General features: G+C 44.4%; 34 protein-coding genes and 1 pseudogene. 1 reads left to right on the top strand and 34 read right to left on the bottom strand.

Annotation, left to right across the window (positions count from 1 at the left end; all coding sequences use genetic code 11):
* Positions 1-68: 68 nt before the first annotated feature.
* From rrtA to AC13CK_RS06790, 4 genes are all read right to left on the bottom strand, one after another.
* Positions 69-641, bottom strand: coding sequence for a rhombosortase (rrtA, locus tag AC13CK_RS06775; RefSeq protein ID WP_005263745.1), 573 nt, complete (start codon positions 639-641; stop codon positions 69-71).
* 67 nt (positions 642-708) lie between these two features.
* A complete protein-coding gene (locus AC13CK_RS06780) occupies positions 709-1,749 on the bottom strand; it encodes a hypothetical protein (RefSeq protein WP_004281480.1) in 1,041 nt (346 codons plus the stop codon).
* Positions 1,750-2,283: 534 nt separating this feature from the next.
* Positions 2,284-2,670, bottom strand: coding sequence for a hypothetical protein (locus tag AC13CK_RS06785; RefSeq protein WP_004281482.1), 387 nt, complete (start codon positions 2,668-2,670; stop codon positions 2,284-2,286).
* A complete protein-coding gene (locus AC13CK_RS06790) occupies positions 2,663-2,920 on the bottom strand; it encodes an FAD assembly factor SdhE (protein ID WP_004281484.1) in 258 nt (85 codons plus the stop codon). The genes AC13CK_RS06785 and AC13CK_RS06790 overlap by 8 nt, the downstream gene beginning before the upstream one ends.
* A 183-nt stretch (positions 2,921-3,103) precedes the next feature.
* Here AC13CK_RS06790 and AC13CK_RS06795 point away from each other — a divergent pair, with 183 nt between their 5' ends.
* Complete coding sequence (locus AC13CK_RS06795; RefSeq protein WP_425879500.1) at positions 3,104-4,276, top strand: acyl-CoA dehydrogenase family protein; 1,173 nt, start codon at positions 3,104-3,106, stop codon at positions 4,274-4,276.
* Between the two features lie 60 nt (positions 4,277-4,336).
* On the opposite strand, the gene AC13CK_RS06800 is transcribed toward AC13CK_RS06795, so the two are convergent.
* The 30 genes and pseudogenes from AC13CK_RS06800 to AC13CK_RS06945 all read right to left on the bottom strand — a co-directional run bounded on the left by AC13CK_RS06800 (position 4,337) and on the right by AC13CK_RS06945 (position 20,605).
* Positions 4,337-5,827 carry a flavin-containing monooxygenase gene (locus AC13CK_RS06800; protein ID WP_253137920.1) on the bottom strand — a complete coding sequence of 497 codons (1,491 nt, stop codon included), beginning with the start codon at positions 5,825-5,827 and terminating at the stop codon, positions 4,337-4,339.
* 217 nt (positions 5,828-6,044) lie between these two features.
* Positions 6,045-6,410 carry a 50S ribosomal protein L17 gene (gene rplQ / locus AC13CK_RS06805; RefSeq protein ID WP_004281488.1) on the bottom strand — a complete coding sequence of 122 codons (366 nt, stop codon included), beginning with the start codon at positions 6,408-6,410 and terminating at the stop codon, positions 6,045-6,047.
* A gap of 18 nt (positions 6,411-6,428) precedes the next feature.
* Positions 6,429-7,436: a DNA-directed RNA polymerase subunit alpha gene (locus AC13CK_RS06810; protein ID WP_004281489.1), complete on the bottom strand. Its 1,008-nt coding sequence runs from the start codon at positions 7,434-7,436 to the stop codon at positions 6,429-6,431.
* A 16-nt stretch (positions 7,437-7,452) separates the two neighbouring features.
* Positions 7,453-8,079 (bottom strand): 30S ribosomal protein S4, encoded by a 627-nt coding sequence (rpsD, locus tag AC13CK_RS06815; protein WP_004281490.1) that lies wholly within the window; start codon positions 8,077-8,079, stop codon positions 7,453-7,455.
* Positions 8,080-8,091: 12 nt separating this feature from the next.
* Positions 8,092-8,478 carry a 30S ribosomal protein S11 gene (rpsK, locus tag AC13CK_RS06820; RefSeq protein WP_004281491.1) on the bottom strand — a complete coding sequence of 129 codons (387 nt, stop codon included), beginning with the start codon at positions 8,476-8,478 and terminating at the stop codon, positions 8,092-8,094.
* Positions 8,479-8,497: 19 nt separating this feature from the next.
* Positions 8,498-8,854 (bottom strand): 30S ribosomal protein S13, encoded by a 357-nt coding sequence (gene rpsM / locus AC13CK_RS06825; RefSeq protein ID WP_004281492.1) that lies wholly within the window; start codon positions 8,852-8,854, stop codon positions 8,498-8,500.
* Positions 8,855-8,959: 105 nt separating this feature from the next.
* On the bottom strand, positions 8,960-9,076 hold the full coding sequence (gene rpmJ / locus AC13CK_RS06830; protein WP_000867907.1) for a 50S ribosomal protein L36: 117 nt from the start codon (positions 9,074-9,076) through the stop codon (positions 8,960-8,962).
* Between the two features lie 19 nt (positions 9,077-9,095).
* Positions 9,096-10,415: a preprotein translocase subunit SecY gene (secY, locus tag AC13CK_RS06835; RefSeq protein ID WP_171054339.1), complete on the bottom strand. Its 1,320-nt coding sequence runs from the start codon at positions 10,413-10,415 to the stop codon at positions 9,096-9,098.
* A gap of 45 nt (positions 10,416-10,460) precedes the next feature.
* A complete protein-coding gene (gene rplO / locus AC13CK_RS06840) occupies positions 10,461-10,901 on the bottom strand; it encodes a 50S ribosomal protein L15 (protein WP_004281494.1) in 441 nt (146 codons plus the stop codon).
* A gap of 3 nt (positions 10,902-10,904) precedes the next feature.
* A complete protein-coding gene (gene rpmD, locus AC13CK_RS06845; RefSeq protein WP_004281495.1) occupies positions 10,905-11,081 on the bottom strand; it encodes a 50S ribosomal protein L30 in 177 nt (58 codons plus the stop codon).
* A 6-nt stretch (positions 11,082-11,087) separates the two neighbouring features.
* Positions 11,088-11,585, bottom strand: a complete 498-nt coding sequence (gene rpsE, locus AC13CK_RS06850; protein WP_004281496.1) for a 30S ribosomal protein S5 — start codon at positions 11,583-11,585, stop codon at positions 11,088-11,090.
* A gap of 2 nt (positions 11,586-11,587) precedes the next feature.
* Positions 11,588-11,938, bottom strand: a complete 351-nt coding sequence (gene rplR, locus AC13CK_RS06855) for a 50S ribosomal protein L18 (protein WP_005101200.1) — start codon at positions 11,936-11,938, stop codon at positions 11,588-11,590.
* Between the two features lie 14 nt (positions 11,939-11,952).
* Complete coding sequence (gene rplF / locus AC13CK_RS06860; protein ID WP_004645059.1) at positions 11,953-12,486, bottom strand: 50S ribosomal protein L6; 534 nt, start codon at positions 12,484-12,486, stop codon at positions 11,953-11,955.
* Between the two features lie 13 nt (positions 12,487-12,499).
* Positions 12,500-12,895 carry a 30S ribosomal protein S8 gene (gene rpsH / locus AC13CK_RS06865; RefSeq protein WP_004281499.1) on the bottom strand — a complete coding sequence of 132 codons (396 nt, stop codon included), beginning with the start codon at positions 12,893-12,895 and terminating at the stop codon, positions 12,500-12,502.
* A gap of 12 nt (positions 12,896-12,907) precedes the next feature.
* Complete coding sequence (gene rpsN / locus AC13CK_RS06870; RefSeq protein ID WP_004732275.1) at positions 12,908-13,213, bottom strand: 30S ribosomal protein S14; 306 nt, start codon at positions 13,211-13,213, stop codon at positions 12,908-12,910.
* 9 nt (positions 13,214-13,222) lie between these two features.
* Positions 13,223-13,759, bottom strand: a complete 537-nt coding sequence (gene rplE, locus AC13CK_RS06875; RefSeq protein WP_004645057.1) for a 50S ribosomal protein L5 — start codon at positions 13,757-13,759, stop codon at positions 13,223-13,225.
* A gap of 16 nt (positions 13,760-13,775) precedes the next feature.
* A complete protein-coding gene (rplX, locus tag AC13CK_RS06880; RefSeq protein WP_004281502.1) occupies positions 13,776-14,093 on the bottom strand; it encodes a 50S ribosomal protein L24 in 318 nt (105 codons plus the stop codon).
* Positions 14,094-14,102: 9 nt separating this feature from the next.
* Complete coding sequence (rplN, locus tag AC13CK_RS06885) at positions 14,103-14,471, bottom strand: 50S ribosomal protein L14 (RefSeq protein WP_004281503.1); 369 nt, start codon at positions 14,469-14,471, stop codon at positions 14,103-14,105.
* 91 nt (positions 14,472-14,562) lie between these two features.
* On the bottom strand, positions 14,563-14,820 hold the full coding sequence (gene rpsQ, locus AC13CK_RS06890) for a 30S ribosomal protein S17 (RefSeq protein WP_004281504.1): 258 nt from the start codon (positions 14,818-14,820) through the stop codon (positions 14,563-14,565).
* Positions 14,817-15,014 (bottom strand): 50S ribosomal protein L29, encoded by a 198-nt coding sequence (rpmC, locus tag AC13CK_RS06895; protein WP_004281505.1) that lies wholly within the window; start codon positions 15,012-15,014, stop codon positions 14,817-14,819. The genes rpsQ and rpmC overlap by 4 nt, the downstream gene beginning before the upstream one ends.
* Positions 15,014-15,427 (bottom strand): 50S ribosomal protein L16, encoded by a 414-nt coding sequence (gene rplP / locus AC13CK_RS06900; RefSeq protein WP_004281506.1) that lies wholly within the window; start codon positions 15,425-15,427, stop codon positions 15,014-15,016. Before rplP ends, rpmC begins: the two co-directional genes overlap by 1 nt.
* Positions 15,367-16,183: pseudogene (gene rpsC / locus AC13CK_RS06905) on the bottom strand (30S ribosomal protein S3). The gene rplP and the pseudogene rpsC overlap by 61 nt, the downstream one beginning before the upstream one ends.
* A 1-nt stretch (position 16,184) precedes the next feature.
* Positions 16,185-16,514, bottom strand: coding sequence for a 50S ribosomal protein L22 (gene rplV, locus AC13CK_RS06910; RefSeq protein ID WP_001982638.1), 330 nt, complete (start codon positions 16,512-16,514; stop codon positions 16,185-16,187).
* Between the two features lie 11 nt (positions 16,515-16,525).
* Positions 16,526-16,801 carry a 30S ribosomal protein S19 gene (gene rpsS, locus AC13CK_RS06915; RefSeq protein WP_004281508.1) on the bottom strand — a complete coding sequence of 92 codons (276 nt, stop codon included), beginning with the start codon at positions 16,799-16,801 and terminating at the stop codon, positions 16,526-16,528.
* 19 nt (positions 16,802-16,820) lie between these two features.
* Positions 16,821-17,645 (bottom strand): 50S ribosomal protein L2, encoded by an 825-nt coding sequence (gene rplB / locus AC13CK_RS06920; protein WP_004281509.1) that lies wholly within the window; start codon positions 17,643-17,645, stop codon positions 16,821-16,823.
* 11 nt (positions 17,646-17,656) lie between these two features.
* A complete protein-coding gene (gene rplW, locus AC13CK_RS06925) occupies positions 17,657-17,977 on the bottom strand; it encodes a 50S ribosomal protein L23 (RefSeq protein WP_004281510.1) in 321 nt (106 codons plus the stop codon).
* Positions 17,974-18,576 carry a 50S ribosomal protein L4 gene (gene rplD / locus AC13CK_RS06930; RefSeq protein WP_004281511.1) on the bottom strand — a complete coding sequence of 201 codons (603 nt, stop codon included), beginning with the start codon at positions 18,574-18,576 and terminating at the stop codon, positions 17,974-17,976. Before rplD ends, rplW begins: the two co-directional genes overlap by 4 nt.
* A gap of 11 nt (positions 18,577-18,587) precedes the next feature.
* Positions 18,588-19,226 carry a 50S ribosomal protein L3 gene (gene rplC / locus AC13CK_RS06935; RefSeq protein ID WP_004645054.1) on the bottom strand — a complete coding sequence of 213 codons (639 nt, stop codon included), beginning with the start codon at positions 19,224-19,226 and terminating at the stop codon, positions 18,588-18,590.
* A 60-nt stretch (positions 19,227-19,286) separates the two neighbouring features.
* Positions 19,287-19,598, bottom strand: a complete 312-nt coding sequence (rpsJ, locus tag AC13CK_RS06940; protein ID WP_000070912.1) for a 30S ribosomal protein S10 — start codon at positions 19,596-19,598, stop codon at positions 19,287-19,289.
* Positions 19,599-19,870: 272 nt separating this feature from the next.
* The gene (locus tag AC13CK_RS06945; protein WP_482831036.1) at positions 19,871-20,605 is read right to left on the bottom strand and encodes a type 1 glutamine amidotransferase; all 735 of its coding nucleotides are present in this window, start codon (positions 20,603-20,605) and stop codon (positions 19,871-19,873) included.
* Positions 20,606-20,625: the final 20 nt, after the last annotated feature.

A 20,625-nucleotide genomic window follows, 5' to 3' on the forward strand; every position in this document is an offset into this window, starting at 1 on the left:
ACAATAAAAATGACAATTTATATTTTCTTTTTGTATTTTCTGCCAAGTAAATTATTTATCTCTGCACTTTAATTATCCCGAAAATAATTGCTCACAATATAGATCAGCGCCAGAATCACGCCCCAAATCACCCCAAGTAAATGTGCCTCAACCAAAACCGGACTACCGATCAGCTGCGCCATTCCGACATTGCCAATGGTGTTTTCCCAGACCAGTTTGGCAAAAATCAAAAATAATACCAGCGCCGCAAAGCCGCGTTCCCGCTTATACAGCAAATGTACACAGGCTACGGCGACATAGGCACCATGCAGCACGCCCGACAGGCCAGCATAGGCTTCAATATTGGGTAAGAAAAAATAAAAGCTTAAACTGATCAACGGTGGCAAGATCAGCAAAATGGCACAGAAATGCCAGACGGTAGCGCGTGGAAAAATGAAAGGTAAACAGATAAAGGCGAGAATGTTTAGAAAGTAATGAATCCAGCTCACATGTACCCAGTGCGCTGTCCAGAGTCGCCAGAATTCACCCAGCAGACTCTCTTGCCAGTAGATAAAATGATCCTGAAAAATTTGCAGACATGCAGAGAGAGAGACAAAAGCCGCTAGAAAAATAATTTTTCGTCGAAAATGTTGATCTAGCATCGGCCTGTTGTCCTCCCTGACCATCTAATTTGACTTCATCCCTGAAGCTTCATGCATAGTATCTGCATTACAGATCCGCACTGAACAGATCATCGAGCTCGGAAGAACTGTCGGATTCATCCCAGAAACGTTGCATGCCATCATCGCCACTACGTATACCAGTATTTTCTGTCCAGTAACGATCTGATATGCCACTGACCATAATCGCGGCCATGCTGTCAATCAGCTTGAATTGCGGATTTACCGGTTTTTCCTCCGTACGGGCCTGAGCAAAGGTTTTCAAGGCATCCCGAACTTTGGCATCATCGCCACTGGCCTGAGCCGCTACGGCATACAAGGCATGAGATAAACGTACACCTTTTTGCTCACCAATTTGTGTAGATTGTTTTAATGTTTGGTAAGGGTCAGGCTTGCCTTCCCCTGCGCCTGGCAACAAAGTCCAGATCACCGCACGGGTGGCATTCGGCGCACCCCAGAATTTCGCGTTATCCAGACACACCATGCCACGCTCGACCACGGCAGCAATATCTTTCGGTACATGCACTGCACCACCCGAGTTAATATCATTGGTCATGGCCTGCAAGCCACTGAGCATACCCAACAGATAAACCGTTTGCTCGATATCACTGTTCATGCGTGGGCATTCTTCACCCAGGGCTTTTTGGTATTTCTTTTCATAACGGCTCTGGAACAGTTGATAACCGGTATATTGACGCTGTGCTGCCAGTGCCGCCCAGCGCTTCTGCTCGATTCGGGCATCTTGAGCTTCTGCCACCTGATTGGTTTTTGAAGCACGTAAATAGCGTAACTCGGCTTCCAGCGCTTTTTGCTCGGCACAAATACCGGCAGCCGAATACATCAGCACGGCCACCCGTGTTGGATCCGCCCCCATTTCTTTGGTCGCCATAATGGCCGGCGTTAAAGAATTCCCTGAATTACACACCATTTCAGCATCATCCATCGCTAAAATCGGCGGTACAATATGGTTTTCGGTGAAACCCAGTGCAACATTGGCACCGGTTTTAATGACCTGAGAACACCCCGTCAAAACTGTTGTTGTTATTGCAATGGTCGCCATACCTTGGCATATTTTACGGACGTCTGACATTTTCCTGTCCTCTATAATTGTGATTATGTCCATCTTTCTGCTAAAGATATCAGAAGCATTTTGTGAATAAAAGAGTATTTACTCTAATTTAGACGAGACACTTTGCCATTAAATAGCCGCGCTGCAATTGACTGTATTTAGAAGAATACCAAATTTTGGGCAAAAAAAAGTAGCATTGCGACGGTTCAGCACATGCTACTTATTAACTGTACAAGCAGAAAAATAATAAACCCTGCTTGATTAAGATGAAAATTTATCCTTCAACACTGTCCCGAGTCGTCCGATCACCAGCGTTAAAACAATCGCTACGATCAGAAACATCCATACTGGAAATTCCATTAAGGTCTCCCGTAGTTGCTGTTGGGGAGTTAAATGTACAGGCTAAAAATAAAACATAGGGAATAAATTGTCAGACAATTTCTCTAAGTCATGGATTAACCTTGATTTCTGTCTGACAATAAAAATAGGAATTTGGTCTAAATATTTGTTTTATTAGCATTTTAATTAAATCATTAAAATGCGTTTGTTTTACAACTAAATTAATTTAGTCAATAATTTTAAGGATTTCCATTGTTTGAAGGGCAATTGATCACACCAGATCAATAAAGGTCGCGCCTTGGCATGCTGAAAATACACCACAATATACGCCTGATGATCAATTACGTGACTAATACATACCCGACGGGTCGGTCGTGCTTTGGTAGTCAATGACCATTCACGTCCATCCAGATATTCAAACTGCTCAATCTGTGGTGTCTTGCGGTAAAACAGCTGATAAATCACCAAGCCTATGACAGCGCACACTGCCCAAAGTGCAATCGGCAATAACTGATACAACAGATACATCAGCAGTGCAAAAATAAAAAGCTGAAACGCCAATGCACAGAGACTGCGTTTCAGCTTAAAGCAACGATTATCCATGAACGTAAAATTTAAGCTTCTTGATAAAATCTTTTAGTTCAGGACGCGGCGGCTCAGACACTTCCATAAACCAGTCCAGCAAATCCGGGTCTTCCTGCTCAACCAGCTCTGCAAACATCTGTTTTTCGAAAGGCTCAGCATTCAGGTAATGGTTTTTTACGTAGGGATCAAAATATACATCCAGTTCTTTTAGACCACGACGCGCACGATAAATCACTTTGCGCTCTTCTAAGCTGATGTCATCAGTCATCGAATTTCCCCAACTCGTTATAAACCCGAATAGTTTACCTGAAGCGCTGGCTGAATTTCGAGGGATTTCATAGAAATGACCAAAAGCATCAGCAGATTGAAGTCATTTGAACATTCCGCTCATTGCTGCTGATCTTGGCATGGCCTAAGTTAAACCAAACAGATCAAAATAAGGAATAACAAGATGCAATCTGCAGCCATTCGCCCACTCGCTCCGATGCTGCCGCGCCAACTCTTTACTGCCGAACATGAGGCTTTTCGCGAGACGGTACGTAAATTTTATGAGAAAGAAGTCATTCCACATACCGAGCGTTATGAAAGCCAGCAGCATGTAGATCGAGAGCTGTGGAATAAAGCCGGTGAGCTTGGATTGCTCTGCGCTACCATGCCTGAGGAATATGGCGGCTCTGGCGTAAACCGGTTGTATAGCATGATTTTGATTGAGGAACAGGCCTATGCCGGAGATTCAGCGACTGGGTTTTCGCTACATTCGGATATCGTCGCCAATTATCTGCTGAACTTTGGCAGTGAAGCTCAAAAACAGCAATGGCTGCCGAAAATGGCGTCTGGAGAGGTCGTCACCGCAATCGCCATGACCGAACCGGGAACTGGCTCTGACCTGCAAGCAGTGCGGACATCTGCTGTATTGGATGGCGACGACTATGTGATTAATGGTTCCAAGATTTTTATTACCAATGGCTATCTTTGCGATATGACGATTGTGGTATGTAAAACGGGCAATAATGACAAAGGTTCGGCCAATCTGTCATTGATTATAGTCGAAGCCGACCAAGCTGGATTTAGTAAAGGCAAGCCGCTGAATAAAATTGGCATGAAAGGTCAAGATACCTGTGAACTGTTCTTTGACAATGTTCGGGTTCCGAAAGAAAACCTGCTCGGTCCGGAAGGCATGGGTTTCATGATGCTAATGAAAGAACTAGCTTGGGAACGCCTGATTGTAGCGATTATCTGTCAGGCAGGTGCTGAAGCCGCTTTTGCCCACACAGTAAAATATACCAAGGAACGTCAGGCTTTTGGCAAGAGCATCAGCCATTTTCAAAATACCCGCTTTAAACTGGCAGAACTACGTACCGAGATCGATGTGTGCCGCGCTTATCTGGATCGCTGTATGCAGCTGCAACTCAAGCACGAATTAGGCGTAGATGCCGCTGCTGCGGCCAAATACAAGATTTCAGAAATGTACAGCAAAGTCGTAGATGAATGTCTGCAACTGCATGGTGGTTATGGTTATATGCTGGAATATCCAATTGCCCGGGCTTATATCGACAACCGTGCCAACCGGATTTATGCGGGTACCAATGAAATTATGAAAGAACTCATCGCCCGTTCAATTTAAAATGGATGCATAAAAAAGGAGTCTCTCAGGACTCCTTTTTCTGTATGCAAAAATATAAATTTAAGAGACCAAACGCGGTTTATGCTTTAAAGCATTGCTGTTTTTTCTAAATTTCAGCACCCCATCTTCAAACGAAGCCTGCTTGAGTTCCTTGCGGTCTGCCAGATAATTATTGCTGACTTTCCATGGAGCATGTTTACCCTGCTTTGGCATCACGTCTGCAGCTCGGGCAATATAACCCGAACTAAGACTACCCATGACGGTATCCTGAAGCAATTCACTCTGATCTCCCTGAGCAATCACCTGCGCATAACCTTGCTGATCCATATAGTTCAGCAGACGGCAAATATACTCAGCTGCAATGTCGACTTTAAGCGTCCAGGAGGCATTGATATAGCCAATAATCAGCGCCATATTCGGTATATCACTGACCATGATGCCTCTATACAACATATGCTGTGAGGTATCGATAGGCTGACCATCCATCGTCGCCTGAATCCCGCCAAGAATTTGAATATTCAGACCGGTGGCAGAGACGATAATATCAGCATCCAGATGTTGACCTGATTTCAGCTGAATTCCCGTTTCGGTAAAGGTTTCTATCTGATCCGTTGCAACTGATGCCTGCCCTTCACGTAAAATTTTAAACAGATCCCCATCTGGCACCACACACAGACGCTGATCCCAAGGTTCATAATTCGGGGTAAAGTGCTTCATGTCCACTTTACCTTTTAGCTGAAGTTGCACCGATTTAAGCAAAAGCGATTTTAATAATTTTGGCTGTTTCTGTGCCAAAGCATAAATCCCGCGCTGCATGCCGATATTACGCGCACGTGTCAGCTTGTAAGCGACCTCCTCGGGCAGATATTTACGCATTTTTGAATAAATAAAATCGACCGAGGGTACAGAAGCAATATAAGTTGGGGAACGTTGCAACATGGTGACATGCCCTGCTCCACCTTTCACCATCGCAGGAACCAAGGTAATCGCGGTCGCACCACTGCCAATGATGACCACTTTTTTGCCTTTATAGTTTAAATTTTCCGGCCAATGTTGCGGATGAATAAATTTACCTTTGAATGCATCTTGATTTGGAAACTCCGGCTGAAAACCCTGATCATAATTATAATAACCGGTACAACCGAGTACAAAGTTGGCGATCCAGATCTGCTTCTTACCGTGTGCATCCTCGATCTCTACTGACCATTTGCAGGTTGTAGAATCATAATTGGCACTTAAGACCCGATGCTGAAAATGGATTTTCGGCTGTAGCTTAAACTCATCCACCACTTCAGTCAGATAATTTTTGATGGATGCGCCATCGGCAAGCACGCTTTCTTTCTTCCAGGGTTTGAAATTAAAACCAAAAGTCGACATATCCGAATCAGAACGGATTCCCGGATATTTAAACAGGTCCCAAGTTCCACCAATACTTTCACGGCGTTCAATAATCTCAAAAGAGCGTTGCGGACAATGTTTAGAAAGATGCGCTGCCAGACCAATCCCCGAGATCCCCGCACCCACGATTAAAATATCTACCTGCTTTTCCATCTTGTTCTTTTACCTAAGCGATGCTATCTGTTTTTATTAAATCACAAAACTGACAATACACAATGTCAAGTTCATTAAAAAGCCACTATTTTTTTATCTTTTGAGGCCAGATCAGTTATCTGAAACTCAATCACTTTAAATTAAAATATACAGGCATTAAAAAAGGCCGGTTTATTCAACCGACCTTTTCGAACAACTTGCGTTATTCTTCACGAAATTAGTTAACTTCGCGATCTACTAGCTCAACGTAAGCCATCGGTGCAGCATCACCTGCACGGAAGCCCGCTTTAAGAACACGTAGATAACCGCCGTTACGCTCTTTGTAACGAGGGCCAAGAACGGTAAATAATTTACCAACAGTTGCTGCTGAACGAGTACGAGCAAACGCCAAACGACGGTTTGCTACTGTATCGTTTTTAGCTAAAGTGATTAAAGGCTCAGCTACACGACGTAACTCTTTTGCTTTAGGCACAGTTGTTTTGATCAACTCGTGCTCGAACAAAGAGTTAGCCATGTTTTGGAACATCGCTTTACGATGACTGCTTGTACGGCCTAATTTCACACCACTATTACGATGACGCATGGTGATAGTCCTACTTAATTAACGGCTACGATAGGCGAAACGATCGTCCATACGGAGACTAGCCGGTGGCCAGTTCTCTAAACGCATGCCGAGTTGTAAGCCTTTAGAAGCCAGAACATCTTTGATCTCAGTAAGCGATTTTTTACCCAAGTTAGGAGTTTTAAGCAACTCAACTTCGGTACGCTGTACAAGATCACCAATGTAGTAAATGTTTTCTGCTTTCAAACAGTTAGCAGAACGAACAGTTAGCTCTAGATCATCTACTGGGCGAAGCAAGATTGGGTCAACTTCTTCACGAGGCTCTTGAGCAACAGGTGCTTGATCTTTCTGAAGGTCAACGAAGATCGCAATTTGTTGCTGCAAAATAGTTGCAGCTTTGCGGATCGCTTCTTCAGGATCTACAGTACCGTTAGTTTCAAGATCAATGATCAGTTTATCAAGGTCAGTACGTTGTTCTACACGCGCGTTTTCCACGGTGTATGAAACACGTTTGATTGGGCTGTAAGACGCATCTAACTGCAAGCGACCCACTGGGCGAGTTTCGCCTTCAGGGAAGCGTGAATCAGAAGTCTCGTAGCCACGACCTTGAGCCACTTTCAGACGCATTTTCAATGAGCCTGAGGCACTTAAAGTACCGATCAAATGTTCAGGGTTAACCACTTCAACATTATGAGGTAAACGAAGGTCAGCCGCAGTTACGTCGCCTGCACCTTGTTTCTCTAATGTTAAATAAGCTTCATTTTGATCGAACAGCTTAATCGACAATCCTTTTAGGTTCAGCAAGAGCTCGACGATGTCCTGCTGCAAGCCTTCCAAAGTACTGTACTCGTGCTCGACCCCTTCAATCTCAACTTCTACCACAGCTGCGCCAGGTAGAGAAGAAAGAAGGATGCGACGTAAAGCATTACCAAGAGTATGACCAAAGCCACGCTCTAATGGTTCTAGAATAACTTTTGCCGAGGTCCCGCTTGCCGCTTCGACCTTGATCGCTTGCGGAGTTAGAAACTCATTTGCAGTACGCGTCATATTGCTTCCTCAAGGATTATTTAGAATACAATTCTACAATCAAGCTTTCGTTGATTTCAGCAGGTAAATCAGAACGATCCGGTGCAGCTTTGAACGTACCTTCTAATTTAGAATGGTCAATTTCCATCCAAGAAGGCATGCCACGTTGAGTAGCTAACTCAATTGCGTTTTTGATACGTAATTGTTGCTTAGCGCCTTCGTGAACTGCGATCACATCACCCGCTTTAACTTGGATAGACGCAATGTTAACACGACGGCCATTCAAAGTGATGCTACGGTGAGATACTAACTGACGAGCTTCTGCACGAGTAGAACCGAAACCCATACGATAAACAACGTTATCAAGACGGCTTTCAAGTAGCTTCAACAGGTTTTCACCAGTTGCGCCTTTAACACGAGCAGCTTCTTTATAGTAGTTACTAAATTGACGCTCTAAAACACCGTACATGCGACGTACTTTTTGTTTTTCACGTAATTGTAGTGAGTACTCAGATTGTTTACCACCACGAGCCCCGCCGTGTTGGCCAGGAACTTTCGCATGTTTTTTTGTCTTAACATCAAACGGTTTAACGCCTGATTTAAGTTGCAGGTCTGTCCCTTCGCGACGAGAGAGTTTGCATTTTGGACCAATATAACGAGCCATGAATGTTTCTCCTTACACGCGACGTTTTTTAGGTGGACGGCAACCGTTGTGCGGGATTGGCGTCACATCGGTAATGCTGTTAATTTTATAACCCACTGCACCTAAAGCACGAACCGCAGATTCACGACCAGGACCAGGACCTTTTACAAGGACGTCCAAGTTTTTCAAACCGTAGTCTAAAGCAGCTTTACCAGCAACTTCAGCAGCTACCTGAGCAGCGAACGGAGTTGATTTACGTGATCCACGGAAGCCTTGTCCACCTGAAGTGGCCCAAGCCAGTGCATTACCTTGACGATCGGTAATAGTCACAATGGTGTTATTAAAAGAAGCGTGAATGTGTGCGACACCTTCAGAGACGGTACGAGTGACCTTCTTGCGTGCGCGAGTATCTTTAGCCATCTTTTAGCTTCCAGAAATCTTATTTCTTAATAGGTTTGCGCGGACCTTTACGGGTACGAGCGTTAGTTTTGGTGCGTTGACCGCGGACAGGCAAGCTGCGACGATGACGAAGACCGCGGTAGCAGCCTAAATCCATTAAACGTTTAATGTTCATGGAAATTTCGCGACGTAAATCACCTTCGGTCGGAACCTTAGCAACTTCTGCACGAATCGCATCAAGCTGAGCGTCATCTAATTCACGGATCTTAGTAGTTGGAGCAATACCAGCAGCAGCTAAGATAGCTTTTGAAGTATGGCGACCAATACCAAAGATATACGTTAGAGAGATAACAGCGTGCTTGTTATCCGGAATGTTTACACCGGCAATACGAGCCATTCAATTTTCTCCAAAAAGGCAGTAGATAATCAACCGCCCCACAAAAATCTTGAGGGGCGGATAATAACCTAATTCGCCTACAGAAATCAACAGGTCTTAATCAGATTAACCTTGACGCTGCTTATGACGAGGTTCTGCGCTACAAATTACGCGGATAACCCCATTACGACGGATAACTTTACAGCTACCACAAATTTTCTTAACAGAAGCTTGTACTTTCATGATGAAACCTCAAGTGCGCTTATCCCTTAGGATGAGCAGTCGTTTTTCTCATTAACGTTTGATTATCGTATTGGTGCGAAGTGAGGTGTGATTGCAGCTGAGCCATAAAGTCCATCACTACCACCACAACAATCAGCAAAGAGGTACCACCCAAATAGAATGGAATACCAAATGAACTTTGCAATACCATCGGCATCAAACAAATGACTGCGATGTAAATCGCGCCAATAAATGTCAAACGATTGAGAATATGATCTAAGTAACGAGCAGTTTGCTCACCTGGACGTATACCAGGCACGTAAGCTCCGCTGCGTTTCAAGTTCTCTGACACTTCTTTAGGACTAAATACCAGTGCTGTATAGAAGTAACAGAAAAAGATAATTAACGCACCAAAGAGCACCAAATACAACGGCTGACCAGGCGACAATACCAATGCTACATCTTGCAGGCTACGCTTAATAAATCCAGCATTTGGATCTGCACTACCCACCCACTGACCTAAGCTCGCAGGGAACAAAAGTAATGAGCTGGCAAAAATTGCCGGAATCACACCCGCCATATTAATTTTTAATGGCAAATGTGTCTGCTGTGCAGTAAATACACGACGACCTTGTTGTTTTTGAGCGTAGTTTACCGGAATACGACGCTGCGCTTTCTCGATAAACACGATCGCTGCCAAAACACCCAGAGATAACAAACCAAAAATTACCAAGCCAATCAGGCTGGTCTGGCCATTATCTACAGAGGAGAAAGATTGCATAATCAGATTAGGCAATCCGGCAACAATACCCGCGAAGATGATCATGGAAATACCATTTCCCACCCCACGCTCGGTAATCTGTTCACCCAACCACATCAAGAACATGGTCCCCGCAACCAGTGAGGTTACTGCAGGAACATAAAAAGCCAAACCAGTATTCAGGGTAATCCCCTGACTGATCAGGCCTGCACACATACCTATCGCCTGTACCAGCGCTAAGAATAATGTACCTTGTCGTGTGTATTGATTAATTTTACGTTTGCCTTGCTCGCCTTCTTTCTTTAAAGCTTCCAGCGAAGGAACCACAGTTGACATCAACTGCACGATAATCGACGCAGAGATGTATGGCATGATCCCGAGAGCAAGAATAGACATTCGTTCTAATGCACCACCAGAAAACATGTTAAACAAACCAAGGATGGTACCTTGGTTTGCATTAAACAAGTTTTCTAACGCAGCATTATTGATGCCTGGTACTGGAATATGCGCTCCTAGTCGAAACACCAACAACGCACCAATGAGAAACATCATTCGACGAATAATTTCACGGTATTTCACATGAAATGGTTGGCCTTTCATCATGTTGACATGACCTGAAGAACTAGGAGTCATAGACACTGGGGATTACTCCTCGACTTTGCCGCCAGCAGCTTCAACAGCAGCTTTAGCGCCTTTAGTCAATGCAACACCTTGAACAGTGAATGCACGAGTAATTTCACCAGAAAGTACGATACGAGCACGGATCATGTCTTTACGTACAACGTTCGCAGCTTTTAAAGTTTCAAGAGACACGATGTCGCCTTCAACTTTAGCAAGCTCAGATAAACGTACTTCAGCAGTTTTCAAAGCCAATTGGCTAGTGAAGCCGAATTTAGGCAAACGACGGTAAAGTGCTGTTTGACCGCCTTCGAAACCTGGACGAGTACCACCGCTCTTACGTGAGTTTTGACCTTTGACACCACGGCCACCGGTCTTACCAACGCCAGAACCGATACCACGGCCTAAACGAAGGTTATCACGTTTAGCACCTTCTGCAGGTGCAATTGTATTTAAACGCAGAGTCATGGCTTATTCCTCTACACTAACCATATAGTAGACTTGGTTGATCATACCACGGTTAGAAGGTGTGTCTAACACTTCTACAGTATGACCAATACGACGCAGACCTAAACCTTGCAGGCTAAGCTTGTGATTTTTCAAGCGGTGCGATGCAGATTTAGTCTGGGTAACTTTAATCGTTTTCATGATTGATTACCCTTGAATTTGTTCTACTGAAAGACCACGTTTCGCAGCAACCTTTTCAGGAGTAGTCATATCACGCAAACCATTGAAAGTTGCGTTTACTACGTTAGCAGCGTTAGTAGAACCACGGCATTTAGTCAACACGTTACGTACGCCTACAGCTTCTAGAACTGCACGCATAGCGCCACCAGCAATTACACCTGTACCTTCAGAGGCAGGCTGCATGAATACGCGGCTAGCGCCGTGACGTGCATGAATTGGGTGCTGTAACGTACCATCAACAAGGTCAACAGTAATCATATTGCGACGAGCAGCTTCAAGTGCTTTAGAGATAGCAGCTGGAACTTCACGTGCTTTACCACGACCAAAACCTACGCGACCATTACCATCACCCACAACAGTTAATGCTGTGAAAGAGAAGATACGACCACCCTTAACAACTTTGGCTACACGATCAACGGCAACCAGCTTTTCAACAAGACCTTCGTTTTGTTCAACTTTAGCCATGATTAGAACTCCAAGCCGTTTTCACGAGCAGCATCAGCCAAGGCTTTGATACGACCATGATATTTAAAACCAGAACGGTCAAATGCAACTTTAGTAACACCAGCTGCTTTAGCGCGTTCTGCGATTAAAGCACCTACTTTTTGAGCTGCTTCAACGTTACCAGTTGTACCCGCACGTAGAGTAGTGTCTAAAGTAGAAGCTTGCGCTAATACTTTGCCACCATCTGCAGAGATAACTTGAGCATAGATGTGACGCGGAGTGCGGTTTACACACAAACGAGTCGCACCCAATGCACGGATGTGCAAGCGTGTGCTTTTCGCACGACGCAAACGGGATTGTTTCTTTTCGTTCATAAGAACCTCGCGCCTTATTTCTTCTTAGCTTCTTTACGAAGTACAACTTCGTCAGAATAACGAACACCTTTGCCTTTATATGGCTCTGGTGGACGGTAACCACGGATATCTGCAGCAACCTGTCCTAAAGCTGCTTTATCAGCAGATTTAAGAATGATTTCAGTTGCAGTTGGAGTTTCAGCAGTTACACCTGCAGGAAGTGCATAATCGATCGGATGAGAGAAACCAAGGTTAAGATGAACAACGTCACCTTTAACCGCAGCTTTATAACCAACACCGATAAGCTGTAACTTACGTTCGAAACCTTCGCTAACACCTTTTACAAGGTTGTTAAGCACAGCGCGAGCAGTACCAGCTTGCATCCAAGCGTCTTTCGACTCTTGTACTGGAGCAATAGCTAGAATACCGTCTTCCTGTTTAAGCTCGACCAGCGCATGCAGGTTGAAAGACAATGTACCTTTAGTGCCTTTCACTTCGACCTGCCGGCCGTTCTGAGTAACTGTTACACCGTTAGGTACAGTTACTGGGGCTTTAGCCACACGAGACATGAGGAATCACCTATTAAGAAACAAAAGCAATAACTTCACCACCAACGCCTGCAGCACGTGCAGCGCGATCAGTCATGATGCCTTTGCTTGTAGAAACAATTGCAATACCTAAACCTTGCTTAACGCTAGGAAGTGCATCTTTACCGCGATACTGACGTAGACCTGGACGGCTTACGCGCTTCACAGTTTCGATAACTGGTTTGCCTTCGAAATACTTTAAAGTCAAAGTAAGAGTTGGTTTGCCTTCAGCATCCGCAACTTCTACGTTTGAAATATAACCTTCTTGTTGAAGTAAGTTAGCAATTGCTACCTTCAACTTAGAATTAGGCATAGAAACAGTTTGTTTCTTTGCCATTTGTGCGTTACGAACACGTGTTAGCATGTCGGCAACGGTATCTTGCATACTCATCTATAGTGCTCCTTACCAGCTTGCCTTAACAACGCCAGGTACATCACCTTGCATTACTGTTTCACGTAATTTGTTACGGCTTAAACCGAACTTACGGAAGTAACCATGAGGACGACCAGTTAAACCACAACGGTTACGTAGACGTACTGGAGATGCATTACGTGGTAATGCTTGTAATTTCATCATCGCTTCGAAACGTTCTTCGTCTGATGCATTTACGTTTGCAATAACAGCTTTTAATTCAGCACGTTTTGCAGCGTATTTAGCAACAGTAGCTTCGCGTTTCAATTCGCGATTAATCATACCTTTCTTAGCCATATCGACCTCTTATTTGAACGGGAAGCCGAATGCACGCATAAGCGCACGGCCTTCGTCATCGGTGCGAGCAGTCGTAGTAATGGTAATATCCATACCACGAATACGATCAATCTTGTCAAAATCGATTTCAGGGAACATGATTTGCTCCTTAAGACCCATTGAGTAGTTACCACGACCGTCGAATGATTTCGCAGAGAAACCACGGAAGTCACGGATACGAGGGATCGCAATCGAGATCAAACGGTCCAAGAATTCGTACATACGTTCGCCGCGTAAAGTAACTTTACAACCGATCGGCCAACCATCACGGATTTTAAAACCAGCGATTGATTTACGAGCTAACGTAAGTACTGGTTTTTGACCAGCGATAGCTTGCATATCTGAAAGAGCACCATCAAGGAGTTTTTTGTCAGCAGCAGCTGCGCCAACACCCATGTTGATCGTGATTTTAGTGATGCGAGGAATCTCCATCACATTCTTAACACCCAATACTTCTTGTAATTGAGCTTTAAGTTCGTCGTTGTAACGTGTTTTAAGTCTGGCCATGGCCTATATCAACCTATTACTTCGCTACCGCCACTGATTCACCATTTGATTTGAATACGCGAGTTTTCACGCCATCAATCACTTGGTAACCAACACGGTCAGCCTTTTGGGTTGTAGCATTAAAAACTGCCACGTTTGAAATATGAAGCGAAGCTTCCTGAGTTACAACGCTACCTTCAGCGCCTGTAGCACGGTTCGGCTTCTGATGCTTCTTCACCAAGTTAAGGCCTTCAACCTTAACACGGTCATTAGAAACAGACAGAACAGTACCCTGTTTGCCTTTTTCTTTACCTGCGATCACAATTACTTGATCGCCTTTTTTAATCTTAGCCATGATCGCCTCTTATAGAACTTCAGGAGCCAATGAAATAATTTTCATGAACTGTTCAGTACGAAGTTCACGAGTCACTGGTCCGAAAATACGAGTTGCAATCGGCGCTTTGTTGTTGTTCAAAATAACAGCAGCGTTATCGTCGAAACGAATCACTGAACCGTCTGCACGACGGATACCGAATTTTGTACGAACCACAACCGCATTCATCACGTCACCTTTTTTAACACGTGCGCGTGGAATTGCTTCTTTTACAGTAACTTTAATAATGTCGCCAACAGAAGCATAACGACGATGCGAGCCACCAAGTACTTTAATACATTGTACGCGGCGTGCACCACTGTTGTCTGCTACGTCGAGCATAGTTTCGGTCTGAATCATTGCCCTACTCCAAAACCGAGCAACACCGGTCGAAATTTCGAAAGGCTCAAAGAGTACTCGAAATTGACCGATGATGCAACAAGAACGTTAATTACTCAGCAGCTGCTTCAACAACTTCAACTAGAGTCCAAGACTTAGTTTTAGAAATTGGGCGGCTTTCTTTAATGGTTACAACATCACCAGCTTTTGCTGTGTTGTTCTCATCATGAGCATGTAATTTTGTTGAACGGCGGATTAATTTGCCATACAACGGGTGTTGAACTTGGCGTTCAATAAGAACAACGATAGATTTATCCATCTTGTCGCTTACAACTTTGCCAGTTAACGTGCGGACTGTTTTATCACTCATTGTCCGTTCCCCTGTTTTTCGGTAAGGAGGGTCTTAATACGAGCAATAGTCTGACGAGTAAGTGCAACTTCATGCGATTTACCCAATTGACCAGTTGCTTTCGCCATACGAAGACGGAATTGGTTAAGCTGTTGCTCATCAAGCAAAGCTGTCAACTCTTCTACCGACTTTTCACGTAGATCTTTAGTTTTCATTACATTACCGTCCGAGTCACGATAGCGGTTTTAAACGGAAGCTTAGCTGCTGCAAGCGTAAACGCTTCGCGAGCCAATTCTTCGTTAACACCATCAATTTCGTACAAGACTTTACCTGGTTTGATTTGGCAAACCCAATATTCCACAGAACCTTTACCTTTACCCATACGCACTTCAAGAGGCTTAGAAGTAATCGGCTTGTCCGGGAATACACGGATAAAGATCTTACCACCACGCTTAATACGACGGCTAATTGTACGACGCGCTGCTTCAATTTGACGCGCAGTCATTTGACCACGTTCAACTGATTTAAGTGCAATAGTACCGAAAGATACTGTGCTACCGCGGTGTGCTAGACCAGTGTTACGGCCTTTCTGCACTTTACGGAATTTAGTACGCTTAGGTTGCAACATGGATTATTCTCCTTTTTCAGCAGAACGATCATTGCGACGACCACGACGCTCTTGACCTTCACCACGACCACGACCGCGTTTAGCTGGACGCTCTTCAGCTGGAGCTGGGTTCATGACTTGTTTCATGCCGCCCAAGATCTCACCACGGAAGATCCAAACTTTAACACCGATCGTACCGTAAGTAGTCTCAGCACGCATAGTCGCATAGTCGATATCTGCACGAAGCGTATGTAGAGGTACACGACCTTCACGATACCACTCAGTACGAGCAATCTCAGCACCACCTAAACGGCCTGAAACTTCTACTTTGATACCTTTAGCACCAGCACGCATTGTGTTTTGAACCGCACGCTTCATAGCACGACGGAACATTACACGTTTTTCTAATTGAGAAGCGATAGCTTCAGCAACTAGACGCGCGTCTAAGTCTGGACGATCAATTTCATTGATACTTACTTGCGCAGGAACACCCATGATAGATGTTAATTCGCGTTGTAGTTTCTCAATATCTTCGCCTTTTTTACCGATTACGATACCAGGACGAGCAGTGCTAATAGTTACTTTAGCAGCGCCTGTAGGGCGTTCGATAAGAATGTTGCTGATCATCGCGTTTTTAAGTTTTTTGATCAAAAACTCACGAACTTGAAGATCTTTAAGCAAGTATTCAGCGTATTGTTTCGGATTCGCATACCAGTTAGCGTTATGACGTTTCACAACACCTAGGCGGATACCGATTGGATGAACCTTCTGACCCATATCAAACCCCTACCTTAACGGTGATGTGACAAGTACGCTTAGTAATACGATCTGCACGGCCTTTAGCACGTGGCATAATACGTTTCAGGCTCATGCCTTCATCAACGTAGATCGTAGAAACTTTAAGGTCGTCTACATCTAAACTGTTATTGTGTTCAGCGTTTGCAATCGCAGATTCCAACGCTTTCTTAACTAGAACTGCAGCTTTTTTGTTGCTGAAGTTAAGGATGTTAAGAGCGTGCGCAACAGATTTGCCGCGGATAAGATCTGCAACCAAACGAGCTTTTTGTGCCGAGATAGCGGCACCGCGTAATTTAGCAGTTACTTCCATCATAGCACCCATTAACGTTTAGATTTCTTGTCAACACCGTGACCGCGATAGGTACGAGTTGGTGCAAATTCACCAAGCTTGTGACCAACCATGTGCTCAGAAACGATCACAGGAACGTGGTTACGGCCATTGTGTACAGAAATTGTTAAACCAACAAAATCCGGGAGGATCATCGAACGACGCGACCAAGTTTTGATCGGCTTACGGTTATTAGCCGCGATAGCCGCTTCAACCTTAGCGAACAAGTGCGCATCGACGAATGGGCCTTTTTTCAGAGAACGAGGCATTGTCAGATTCCTTTACTTGTTACTTAACGCGACGGTCGCGAATAATCATCTTAGTCGTACGCTTATTGGTACGTGTCTTGTACCCTTTAGCTTTTTGACCCCATGGGCTTACAGGTTGAATACCTTTGTTACGCCCTTCACCACCACCATGTGGATGGTCAACTGGGTTCATCGCCATACCACGAACGGTAGGACGAACACCACGCCAGCGTGATGCACCAGCTTTACCTAGTGAACGAAGGTTGCTTTCTGAGTTAGATACTTCACCTAACACAGCACGGCATTCAACGTGAATTTTACGCATCTCGCCTGAACGCAGACGAACGATAGCGTAAGAACCGTCACGACCCAACAGCTGAACTGAAGTACCAGCTGAACGAGCTAACTGCGCGCCTTTACCGATTTTAAGTTCGATGTTGTGAAGAGTAGAACCGATAGGCATGTTGCGAAGCGGCAAGCAGTTACCTGGACGAATTGGAGCATCGTTACCAGACTGTACTTTATCGCCAGCGCGAAGGCCTTTAGGAGCGATGATATAACGACGCTCACCATCAGCATACAATACAAGCGCAATGTGTGCAGTACGGTTAGGATCGTATTCGATACGCTCTACAGTTGCAGGAATACCATCTTTGTTACGTTTGAAGTCAACTAGACGGTAGTGCTGCTTGTGACCGCCACCAACGTGACGAGTCGTGATGTGACCGTTGTTATTACGGCCGCCAGTACGTTTTTTAGCTTCAACCAACGGAGAGTATGGTGCGCCTTTGTGAAGGTGATCGTGAACCACTTTCTCTACAAAGCGACGTCCTGGAGACGTTGGCTTACATTTTTGAATAGGCATAATTCTCGTCCTTATTCCGCTGTGCTTTCAGCGGTATCGCCCAAGTCAGCCATTTCAACATCTTGGCCAGCTTTCAGGGTGACGTATGCTTTTTTAACATCAGAACGACGTCCTAATGTTTTACCAAAGCGTTTAGACTTACCTTTAGTGATAGTCGTGTTAACTTTAACAACTTCCACACCAAAGAGTTGTTCCACTGCTTTTTTGATTTCAAGCTTGTTTGCATTTAATGCAACTTTAAACACTTGAACACCAGCAGTTTCACCTAAAACTTGTGCTTTTTCTGAGAATACAGGTCCTTGCAGGACTTGATAGATACGTTCGTTGTTCATCCGAGTTCTACCTCAATTTTCTTAGCAGCAGCTACAGACATAACAACTTTGTCGAACGCAATCAAGCTAACCGGATCGATTGCAGCAGCATCAACCACATCAACGTGTGGAATGTTGCGCGCAGCAAGATACAGGTTCTCATCAACAGCATCAGTAACGATCAATGCGCGAGTCGCATTCAAGTCGTTAAGTTTTGCAAGCAATTCTTTAGTTTTTGGAGCTGCAACAGCAAACTCTTCAACTAAAACTAGGCGATCTTGACGAACAAGTTCAGCTAGGATGCATTGCATAGCACCGCGGTACATTTTACGGTTTACTTTTTGAGACCAGTCTTGTGGACGAGCAGCAAAAGTTTTACCACCGCCAACCCAGATTGGGCTACGAATAGAACCAGCACGAGCGCGGCCAGTACCTTTTTGACGGAATGGCTTGCGACCACCACCAGAAACGTCTGCACGTGATTTCTGAGCTTTTGAACCTTGACGGCCACCAGCTAAATAAGCTGTAACCACTTGGTGAACAAGAGCTTCATTAAATTCACGACCGAACGCAACTTCTGATAATTCAACAGCAGAGCCGGAAACAGTATTTAAATTCACGTTATTTCCCCTCAGGCCTTGATCGTAGGACGAACGATTACGTCGCCACCAGTAGCACCAGGAACCGCGCCTTTAACAACTAGAACTGAACGTTCTGTGTCGATAGCAACGATCTCAAGACCCTGTGTAGTTACGCGTTCAGCACCTAAATGGCCAGCCATTTTTTTGCCTTTGAATACGCGACCAGGAGTCTGGTTTTGACCAGTAGAACCTAAAACACGGTGAGAAACTGAGTTACCGTGAGTTGCATCTTGCGTACGGAAGTTCCAACGCTTAACACCACCTTGGAAACCTTTACCTTTAGATTGACCAGTTACGTCAACAACTTGACCAACTTGGAACAATTCAACGGTAAGCGTACCACCAACTTCACGACCTTCAAGATCAGCTTCTGTAGCACGGAATTCTTGAACTAGACGACCAGCTGCAACACCCGCTTTCGCGAAGTGACCTTTCTGAGCGTTAGTTACGCGAGATTCGCGACGTTCACCAGTAGTGATTTGAATCGCTTGATAACCATCAGTTTCAAGCGTTTTGATTTGAGTGATGCGGTTAGGATCAACCTCAATCACTGTAACAGGCACAGAAACACCAGCATCTGTAAAGATACGTGTCATACCGCACTTGCGACCGACTAAACCAATAGCCATGTGCATAAACCTCTAAAAAAGCGGCCTAATTAACTTAGAGTGTTAATTAACCCGAAAGCCTTAACCCAATGCGATCTGAACATCAACACCAGCTGCAAGATCTAACTTCATCAATGCATCTACAGTTTTGTCTGTAGGTTGAACGATGTCGATCAAACGCTTGTAAGTACGGATTTCGTACTGGTCACGCGCATCTTTGTTTACGTGTGGTGATGTTAAAACGTTAAAACGTTCAATGCGTGTTGGCATTGGAATTGGACCACACACTTGTGCGCCAGTACGTTTTGCGGTTTCTACGATTTCTTGAGCTGATTGATCAATCAGGCGATGATCAAAAGACTTAAGACGGATACGAATTCTCTGGTTAGACATACCAGTAAACTCCAAGCCAAATATATAAAGAATCACTCTTGACGCATCTCACCCCACTTTATATGGGCAAGTGTCAAGAGCAGTGAAATATCACTAAGGTCATGATCGATGCCACGACTGTAACGATAGTTAACTACTTTATTCGCAGTTAACCCCCTTCCTATTGAAGGGTCGCTTATTATAGCCATTGTTTAATGCATAAGCAAATCTCTTTTATGGTTTTATCCAAGTTTTCAATTTATGACTTAAAACAATAGTTTATTGTTTAAATATTAGGCAGTTTTCGCCAAAACATATTCTATAGCACGATTTAACATCTGATTTCCTTCAATAAATTTTTGCTTCGTGGTTTTTTTTAATTCAAATAAATTTTGCACATATTTTCCTGAAAATTGCGCAAGCTCTTCTTCATTTTCCAAAAACAATGCCAGGGTTTCTGGGGTAATTTCAGGATGAAACTGGAAGCCCAATACATTTCTGCCCAACTGATACATCTGATTACGACAGGCTTCATTTTCTGCCAGATGGACTGCACCTTTGGGCAATTCAAATGTTTCATTGTGCCATTGCAGAATATTAAATTGCTCCGGCAAGCTAAAACACGTCTCTGGTAGATTCGTCACTCTGTGCACCGTGGTCCACCCCAATTCCTGTTCTGGATTGCGACTAACACCTGCACCTAAAGCATTTGCAATCAATTGCCCACCCAGACACAGGCCAATTGCCGGTTTGCCATGCGAAAGATAGCGACGCAACCAGCGTTTTTCTATTCTTAACCAGGGGAAATTCGCTTCATCATTCACACTCATGGTTCCCCCCATAATGATCAGCAAATCCACCTCTTCCACTGCAGGCAGCGCCTCGATCTCCAGCGGTCGATCGACGGGTAAAGCAAAAAATTCAGTCGCGGTAATTTGCGCCTGATGCTGCTTTAAAAATTCATAACAACTACCAAAACCTTCACCAGCAATATGCTGAAAATAATGCACTTTTAAATGCGACTTCATGCTCCTCAACCTATTTTTTT

The sequence above is a fragment of the Acinetobacter sp. L-24 genome (assembly GCF_056857555.1).

Bases quoted from the DNA above. Each gene is read 5' to 3' on its own strand.
- rrtA (WP_005263745.1), bottom strand. From the start codon at position 641: ATGCTAGATCAACATTTTCGACGAAAAATTATTTTTCTAGCGGCTTTT.
- AC13CK_RS06780 (WP_004281480.1), bottom strand. From the start codon at position 1,749: ATGTCAGACGTCCGTAAAATATGCCAAGGTATGGCGACCATTGCAATA.
- AC13CK_RS06785 (WP_004281482.1), bottom strand. From the start codon at position 2,670: ATGGATAATCGTTGCTTTAAGCTGAAACGCAGTCTCTGTGCATTGGCG.
- AC13CK_RS06790 (WP_004281484.1), bottom strand. From the start codon at position 2,920: ATGACTGATGACATCAGCTTAGAAGAGCGCAAAGTGATTTATCGTGCG.
- AC13CK_RS06795 (WP_425879500.1), top strand. From the start codon at position 3,104: ATGCAATCTGCAGCCATTCGCCCACTCGCTCCGATGCTGCCGCGCCAA.
- AC13CK_RS06800 (WP_253137920.1), bottom strand. From the start codon at position 5,827: ATGGAAAAGCAGGTAGATATTTTAATCGTGGGTGCGGGGATCTCGGGG.
- rplQ (WP_004281488.1), bottom strand. From the start codon at position 6,410: ATGCGTCATCGTAATAGTGGTGTGAAATTAGGCCGTACAAGCAGTCAT.
- AC13CK_RS06810 (WP_004281489.1), bottom strand. From the start codon at position 7,436: ATGACGCGTACTGCAAATGAGTTTCTAACTCCGCAAGCGATCAAGGTC.
- rpsD (WP_004281490.1), bottom strand. From the start codon at position 8,079: ATGGCTCGTTATATTGGTCCAAAATGCAAACTCTCTCGTCGCGAAGGG.
- rpsK (WP_004281491.1), bottom strand. From the start codon at position 8,478: ATGGCTAAAGATACTCGCGCACGCAAGAAGGTCACTCGTACCGTCTCT.
- rpsM (WP_004281492.1), bottom strand. From the start codon at position 8,854: ATGGCTCGTATTGCCGGTGTAAACATTCCGGATAACAAGCACGCTGTT.
- rpmJ (WP_000867907.1), bottom strand. From the start codon at position 9,076: ATGAAAGTACAAGCTTCTGTTAAGAAAATTTGTGGTAGCTGTAAAGTT.
- secY (WP_171054339.1), bottom strand. From the start codon at position 10,415: ATGAAAGGCCAACCATTTCATGTGAAATACCGTGAAATTATTCGTCGA.
- rplO (WP_004281494.1), bottom strand. From the start codon at position 10,901: ATGACTCTGCGTTTAAATACAATTGCACCTGCAGAAGGTGCTAAACGT.
- rpmD (WP_004281495.1), bottom strand. From the start codon at position 11,081: ATGAAAACGATTAAAGTTACCCAGACTAAATCTGCATCGCACCGCTTG.
- rpsE (WP_004281496.1), bottom strand. From the start codon at position 11,585: ATGGCTAAAGTTGAACAAAACGAAGGTCTTGTTGAAAAGCTGGTTGCC.
- rplR (WP_005101200.1), bottom strand. From the start codon at position 11,938: ATGAACGAAAAGAAACAATCCCGTTTGCGTCGTGCGAAAAGCACACGC.
- rplF (WP_004645059.1), bottom strand. From the start codon at position 12,486: ATGTCTCGTGTGGCTAAAGCCCCAGTAACTGTACCTAACGGTGTAACA.
- rpsH (WP_004281499.1), bottom strand. From the start codon at position 12,895: ATGAGTATGCAAGATACCGTTGCCGACATGCTAACACGTGTTCGTAAC.
- rpsN (WP_004732275.1), bottom strand. From the start codon at position 13,213: ATGGCTAAGAAAGGTATGATTAATCGCGAATTGAAACGCGAAGCTACT.
- rplE (WP_004645057.1), bottom strand. From the start codon at position 13,759: ATGGCCAGACTTAAAACACGTTACAACGACGAACTTAAAGCTCAATTA.
- rplX (WP_004281502.1), bottom strand. From the start codon at position 14,093: ATGGCTAAGATTAAAAAAGGCGATCAAGTAATTGTGATCGCAGGTAAA.
- rplN (WP_004281503.1), bottom strand. From the start codon at position 14,471: ATGATTCAGACCGAAACTATGCTCGACGTAGCAGACAACAGTGGTGCA.
- rpsQ (WP_004281504.1), bottom strand. From the start codon at position 14,820: ATGAGTGATAAAACAGTCCGCACGTTAACTGGCAAAGTTGTAAGCGAC.
- rpmC (WP_004281505.1), bottom strand. From the start codon at position 15,014: ATGAAAACTAAAGATCTACGTGAAAAGTCGGTAGAAGAGTTGACAGCT.
- rplP (WP_004281506.1), bottom strand. From the start codon at position 15,427: ATGTTGCAACCTAAGCGTACTAAATTCCGTAAAGTGCAGAAAGGCCGT.
- rplV (WP_001982638.1), bottom strand. From the start codon at position 16,514: ATGGAAGTAACTGCTAAATTACGCGGTGCCGCTATCTCGGCACAAAAA.
- rpsS (WP_004281508.1), bottom strand. From the start codon at position 16,801: ATGCCTCGTTCTCTGAAAAAAGGCCCATTCGTCGATGCGCACTTGTTC.
- rplB (WP_004281509.1), bottom strand. From the start codon at position 17,645: ATGCCTATTCAAAAATGTAAGCCAACGTCTCCAGGACGTCGCTTTGTA.
- rplW (WP_004281510.1), bottom strand. From the start codon at position 17,977: ATGAACAACGAACGTATCTATCAAGTCCTGCAAGGACCTGTATTCTCA.
- rplC (WP_004645054.1), bottom strand. From the start codon at position 19,226: ATGGCTATTGGTTTAGTCGGTCGCAAGTGCGGTATGACACGTATCTTT.
- rpsJ (WP_000070912.1), bottom strand. From the start codon at position 19,598: ATGTCTAACCAGAGAATTCGTATCCGTCTTAAGTCTTTTGATCATCGC.
- AC13CK_RS06945 (WP_482831036.1), bottom strand. From the start codon at position 20,605: ATGAAGTCGCATTTAAAAGTGCATTATTTTCAGCATATTGCTGGTGAA.